Source organism: Nocardiopsis sp. KDC1DS13DA1, from assembly GCF_055632325.1.
The window spans coordinates 206,844-212,922 of the sequence record NZ_JBVMUY010000025.1 but is presented as its reverse complement, the minus strand read 5'-3'; the positions used below and the strand labels follow the sequence as shown (position 1 = coordinate 212,922).

Below are 6,079 nucleotides of genomic sequence, written 5' to 3'. Positions count from 1 at the left end.
CGACCGGCGCCGCCGAGGACACCGCCGGGCAGGGAACCGACACCGGCACCGCCGGGGAGGAGCTTCCAGTGGACCCCGCCCAGGCCGTGGCCTGGGACGAGGAGACCTTCTGGCTCAGCGGGTCCGGAGACGCGCTCTACCGGATCGACTGGACGCCCTCGGCCAGCACCACCCTGGAGTTCACCCACACCGGCAGCGCCAACTTCATCGTGGTCCCCTACGACGCGGACGGGATCCGCTTCGGCAGCCTGGTCAACGAGATCGGCGCCCACGAGGGGTCCACCGCGCTCGGCGACGCGGTACTCCTGGGCGACGCCGGCGGGATCGAGTTCATCCACATCCAGGCCGACGGCGCCTGGACCATGAACCGCTGACGTGCCTCCCGATCGCACGGGAGGACGCGGAGGGGAAACGCCGGAGCGGAGTCCGGGACTTTCGCTCCAGGCAACCTATCGTTACAGAGAGTAGTGGAACTGCGTTCCAGGCCGATCCTCGTCCTCCGCAGCCCGCTGATGCTCCTGACCTTTCGTCCAGCCACCACTCCCCCGGGAACCGGGGTTCGCGTGCGCACGGCCCCAGTCCCGGCCGGAGCACCCGAGATCATCCCGGAGGAACGACATGAGTCTGTCCAGGCGCTCCCTTCTGCTCGCGGGCGCGGGGGCCGTCGCGCTCGGCGCGGGACTGCCCGGCACCGCCACCGCGGCGGAGCCGTTCCAGCGGCGGCGGCCGCCCCTGAGCCCGTTCGTGCGCCAGGACGTGGCCACGCTCTTCGACCCGGTGACCGGCGACTGGCATCCGCGGCTGTACTGGTACGCCAGGGCGGTCGGCTGGATGAAGCAGCGGGACGGCGCACCGGACCGGCACGACTCCTGGCTGTTCCAGTGGTACACCCACGGCAGGCCCGCGCCCCGGCGGGACGCGGATCCGCCCGAGTGGTACCAGTGCCCGCACGGCGACAGGTACTTCCTTCCCTGGCACCGCTGGTACCTCTACCACTTCGAACGCCTCATCCGGCGCGTCATCGTGAGGGAACTGGGCCGGTGGGACCAGGTCGACTGGGCGCTCCCCTACTGGAACTACGCCCACCGGGAGCCCGGCAACGGCTCCGAGGAGTACCGCCGGATCCCGCTCCCCTTCCGGCAGCGGACCATGCGCGGCCCCGACGGCCGGGAGGAGGAGAACCCGCTCTACCTCCCCCCGTACGACACCGGGGGCCGCTGTCGGGGCGACGAACCCCTGACTCCGACCCAGGTCGACACGGGCGAGGCGATGTCCCAGCCGTACTTCTGGACGGCCGAGGACGTTCCCGGTGCTCCCCCCGGCTTCTCCCGGGCGTTCGAGCGACAGCCACACGACGCCGTGCACGTCCTGGTCGGCGGCCTGATGGGAGCCGTTCCCACGGCCGCCGGGGACCCGGTGTTCTGGCTGCACCACTGCAACATCGACCGCCTGTGGTACGCCTGGATGGCCGCCGACCCCTCGCACACGCTTCCCACCGGCTGGCGGTGGCCGACCGTACGTCCCAAACACGGCCCCCAGGACCCCGACGCACCCTTCCTGCTGCGCGAAGCGGACGGGAGCCAGCACGTGCTGCGGGGTGACGTGTTCGCCTTCCCCCGCCACGCCTACGAGTACGACTCGCTGACCGACGGCACCGGCGCGGCCGGGGCGAACTTCGCGCCGTTCGCGGTCCCGCCCCGGCGGTCCGCCGAGCTGGCCGCCGTCACCGGGGAGGAGACACACCTGGCCGCCCGGAACGTCGTGGTCCTCAGCCCCGTACCGGGTGGCGCGGAGGCCCTCCAGACCACCACGGCCACCCGCGGCGGCGACCAGGTCCTGCTCACCTTCGAGGGGGTGCGGGCCGCCCGGGAGCCCCGCACCACCTTCAGCGTCTTCCTCGGCGAGGAGCGGTCCGGCACCGACGCGGGCGGCCCCGCCTTCGTCGGTCTGCTGACCTTCTTCGGGAACGTCGGGGCCGAGCCGCACCAGGAGGGTCTGACGTTCAGCTTCGACGTGACCGAGAAGCTGCGCGAACTGAGGGGTTCGGCGGCCAGGACCGCCGGAGACGGGGTGCCGACGGTCCGCGTGGTGGCCGACGAGCCGGAGACGCTGGCCGCCGGCGCCGATCCGCGGTTCGCCCGGGCCACGCTCACGGTGGTTTGACCTCCCGTCCCGGTGCCGGGCCGATCCGGCACCGGGATTCCCGGCTCATCCGGTTCCCCGCCGCGGCTCAGCTGTCGTCAGAACCCTCAGCGTTCGCGGAGGCACCCTTGCTGCGACGGGCCAGATAAGCGGTCGCGGCACCGCCGACGGCGACGACCGCACCTGCCGCGACCAGGCCCGCGACCGGGCTGCCGGTCTGCGCCAGGGGACCGTCGGATCCGGTTGCGGGGCCCTCCCCGGAGGCGTCGCGGTCGTTCTCGGTCGCGGGCTCGTCGCCGTCCTCAGAACCACCGTCCTCAGAACCGCCGTCCCCGGAACCACCGTCCTCAGAGCCGCCCTCGCCTCCGGAGCCCTCGTCACCGTCCCCGTCCCCGGTGGTGGCAGGGGCGGTGTCCGAGGCGACGATGACCTCGCCGACCTCGTACGAGACGCTGAACCCCTCGTCGGGGAAGCTCACGACCAGGTCCAGAGTCTGCACCCCGCCCCACAGTTCCTGCTCCGGGTCGATCTCCTGCCACCGGAGCGACTCCTCCGTGAGCGTCTCGTGCCAGGGGGACGTCTCGGTGGAGAGGGAGATCCGCGCACCGAGGTCGTTCACCTCGACGGACTCGGTACCCGGGTTGTGGGAGTACTCCCGCTCACCGGCCCAGTTCTGCTCCACCAGGATGTCGGTGTCGGTATAGGCCGCCTGGAGGACGACATCATCGGAACCCTCGCCCTCGGGGTTCTCCAGCCCGGGTTGGGCCACACCTGCCTCGGCCTGTGCGCGCATGGCCGCGACGTCGGCCTCGGTGAGCTCGACGCGCAGCTCCCGGAACATCACCCGCGCACGGAGTTCGTCCTCGACCACGTCCACGACGTGGCTGTTGAGGGAGTCGACGAACAGCTCGTCGCCGTACAGGGTCCCGTGGTACCCACCGAGGTCGCCCCCTCTCGGGTAGAAGCCGGTGATGACGCCTTCGCCGGCGTTGTGCGACCGCGCGTAACCGACCTCACCGTTCTCGGCGTGGGCGGGCAGCGCCGCGGCGAGGCCGAGCGCACTGACGGCGGCGAAGGCGACACCGCCCTGGAACAGGCGGCGTACGCAGATGCGGAGACTCAAGGGAACCCTCGTTCGGATCGGCCCGGGCCGTGTCGCTCGCACCGGGACTGTGGGGATGCCACGCGCATCCACTCGGCTGAGGAGCGGGAACGCGCAGGTGGGAGACGGGCACACGGCCAATGGAACCGAGTACCACAAAGGGCGACCCTAGACACGGACGGATTCCGGGAAGACAAGACGCGGTGACGATGGCATAACGTGCCACCGGTCGGCGCCAGGTCGCCGACCGTGCCGGACCGCTGTGGAACGAGCGGCGGCCCCACGGTGCCCGGTACGCCGTCGCCCACGGGGCGCGGCGGGGCGCGGCGCCCCTACCGGCCCAGGTCGAGCACGCGCTTCCCGCGGGCGTGGCCGCTCTCGACCACGCGGTGGGCGTCCTGGACCTCCGCCAGCGGGTAGACCCGCTCGACGACCGGGCGCAGCTCACCGCGGTCCACGTACCCGGCCAGTGCCTCCATGTCGCTTCGCCGTGGCCGGGAGATGATGACGCGGACGCTCGGTCCGGGAAGCAGCCAGGAGCGCAGGGCGAACGGGAAGGCCTTCACCGCGATCGTGGCCGCCCGGCCGCCCGGGCGCAGGAGCCGGTGGTACCGGCGCGGGTCGGCGCCGTGGCAGTCCAGGAGCGCGTCGAACTCCCGTCCCGACGCGTCAGCCTCGGTCGAGGCGTAGTCGATGCACCGGTCGGCGCCGAGTTCACGGCACAGGTCGGCGTTGGGCGCGCTGGCCACCGCGGTGACGGCGGCTCCCATGGCGCGGCCGAGCTGGACGGCGGTGCCGCCGACCCCGCCGCTGGCACCCACCACGAGGAGCCGCTGCCCGGACCGCAGCAGCAGCCTGTCCCGCAGGGCCTCCAGAGCGGTGGTCCCGACGGTGGGCAGCGCCGCCGCGGACACGAGGTCGACGGAGTCGGGTGCGGCCGCGACCTGCTCGCGCCGCGCGAGGAGGTAGTCGGCCGCGGCACCGGTTCGGTACCTGTGGGTGCCGAGGTAGCCCCACACCCTCTGCCCGGGCCGGAAGTCGGTGACTCCGGGACCGACCGCGGCCACCTCGCCCGCGTAGTCCATGCCGGTGCCGCGCGGGAACCGGCCGGAACGCGCCCGGCGGCTGACGACGTCGGCGGGGTTGACGCTGGCCGCGTGGACCCGGACGAGCACCTGACCGCCGGTCGGGGCGGGCACGGGAACGTCGCGGATCCGGAGCACCTCCGGGCCTCCGGGCCCGTCGAACTGGACCGCCCGCATCGTGGTGTCAGTCATGGGGGGTGCCTCTCCTGCCTGGGTGGGGGGCGGGCACACGGACGGAACCGGGGACCGCGGACGACATCGTACAGACGTCCGCCTCCGCGTGCTGAGGCGTTTCCGGTGCGTCGCTCACCACCCGGTGCGCAGCAGGTGGTTGACCAGGAGGGCGGTCGCGGCCTGGAGGGCGAGCCACGGGCGGTGGTCACGGTGCGGCAGCAGGGCCGCGGCGGGGACGAGCCACACGAGGAAGGGCAGCCAGATGCGCTCCGTCTCGCCCTTGCTCATCCCCGACAGGTCGGCGACGGCGATCGCGCAGAACGCGGCCACCGCGAGGAGGACCACCGCCCCGGTCCCGGTCGTCGGGCGCGGCAGGGCGCGTACCTCCCCCGGGAGCAGGGCGAGTGCGCGCCGCAGCCCCGCCGCGGCGGCGAGCCCCGCGGCGACCACGGCGTTGGCCGGGTTCGCCCAGACCCAGTAGCCGTACGGACGGACCGCCGCCACACCCTGGTAGTAGCGCTCCACCACCAAGCGGTACCCCTCCCACCACCAGAACCCCGCGGCCGTGAACACCGCGGCCACGGACAGCGCTCCCGCGACGGCGAGGGGCAGGGGGCGGGCGGTGCGCGCGCACACCAGGACGGCCACCGCGGGGATCGCGAGCAGGACCAGCCCGTAGGACAGGTAGACGGTCCACCCCAGCAGGAGTCCGGCCGCGAGCGCCGCGGTCCGGGGCGCCCGGGCGCCCGGAGCCGCCGCCACCGCGAGCAGGGCCAGGCCCCACGCCGCCACTGCGGCGAAGTAGCCGTCGGCCGACGCGCCCACCCAGACCGCTCCGGGGAACAGCACCAGGAACGGGGCCGCGGACCGCGCCGCGCGTTCGGCCCCGAGCGCGCGGAGGGCGACGAGGACGGCCGCGGCGGCCGAACCCCCGACCACGACGCACCAGAGCCCCGCCCAGACACCGCCGCCGAGCCCGACCCGGTCCAGGGCGACGAACGTCAGGACCGCTCCGGGGGGATGCCCGGCGACGTGTGTCGGCCAGTTGTCGGGCTGCCCGACGAGGATGTGCCCGGTGAACCCGCGCAGCGCCGCACCCACGTCACCGAAGCGGTCGACCGACGCCGGGTACTCGTAGGGGGACTCCAACGGCCGGGCGAAGCCGCGCCAGCCGTCGACCAGGGCGAGGGACAGCGTCCACGACACGGACGCCGCCCACACGACCGCCACCAGGCGGCGCCAGGGCAGGGTCCGCGCCACGGGGGGTCCGCAGAGGACCGCCGCCACGGCCAGCGCGGTCGCGGGCACGCTTCCCGGCCCCGTGTGCGGGAGCCAGGAGGCGTAGAGCGGCGGCCAGCCCACGTGCAGGGTGCCGTCGGCACGCTCGATCGCGGTCCCGACGACCGCGGCCGCCCCGACGAGGAGCAGGGACCCGACCGCGGTGAGCGCGTCGAGCCAACGTCCGGCGCGTTCGTCGCCGACGGCCTCGCGAACATGGTTCTGGTAGCCGCTCGGTTTCACGCCGTCACCCTAGGCCACATCCGCGACGCGGCCACGGTGCCCGCCGGAGTGTCGC

Annotated in this window: 5 protein-coding genes; 2 read left to right on the top strand and 3 right to left on the bottom strand. The window is 73.7% G+C overall.

The annotated features are described in order from the left end of the window. Both ACTVAJ_RS17200 and ACTVAJ_RS17195 read left to right on the top strand, forming a co-directional pair. Positions 1-374, top strand: a 374-nt coding sequence (locus ACTVAJ_RS17200; protein ID WP_470389177.1) for a hypothetical protein, incomplete at its 5' end; no start/stop codon positions are given. 244 nt (positions 375-618) lie between these two features. Continuing rightward, positions 619-2,163 (top strand): tyrosinase family protein, encoded by a 1,545-nt coding sequence (locus tag ACTVAJ_RS17195; protein ID WP_470389176.1) that lies wholly within the window; start codon positions 619-621, stop codon positions 2,161-2,163. 67 nt (positions 2,164-2,230) lie between these two features. Here ACTVAJ_RS17195 and ACTVAJ_RS17190 read toward each other — a convergent pair whose 3' ends face one another. The 3 genes from ACTVAJ_RS17190 to ACTVAJ_RS17180 all read right to left on the bottom strand — a co-directional run bounded on the left by ACTVAJ_RS17190 (position 2,231) and on the right by ACTVAJ_RS17180 (position 6,024). After that, positions 2,231-3,265 (bottom strand): LPXTG cell wall anchor domain-containing protein, encoded by a 1,035-nt coding sequence (locus tag ACTVAJ_RS17190; protein ID WP_470389175.1) that lies wholly within the window; start codon positions 3,263-3,265, stop codon positions 2,231-2,233. Between the two features lie 311 nt (positions 3,266-3,576). Beyond that, positions 3,577-4,521, bottom strand: a complete 945-nt coding sequence (locus ACTVAJ_RS17185; RefSeq protein WP_470389174.1) for an NADP-dependent oxidoreductase — start codon at positions 4,519-4,521, stop codon at positions 3,577-3,579. Positions 4,522-4,635: 114 nt separating this feature from the next. Further along, positions 4,636-6,024 carry a hypothetical protein gene (locus tag ACTVAJ_RS17180; RefSeq protein WP_470389173.1) on the bottom strand — a complete coding sequence of 463 codons (1,389 nt, stop codon included), beginning with the start codon at positions 6,022-6,024 and terminating at the stop codon, positions 4,636-4,638. Positions 6,025-6,079 lie beyond the last annotated feature (55 nt).

Bases quoted from the DNA above. Each gene is read 5' to 3' on its own strand.
- ACTVAJ_RS17195 (WP_470389176.1), top strand. From the start codon at position 619: ATGAGTCTGTCCAGGCGCTCCCTTCTGCTCGCGGGCGCGGGGGCCGTC.
- ACTVAJ_RS17185 (WP_470389174.1), bottom strand. From the start codon at position 4,521: ATGACTGACACCACGATGCGGGCGGTCCAGTTCGACGGGCCCGGAGGC.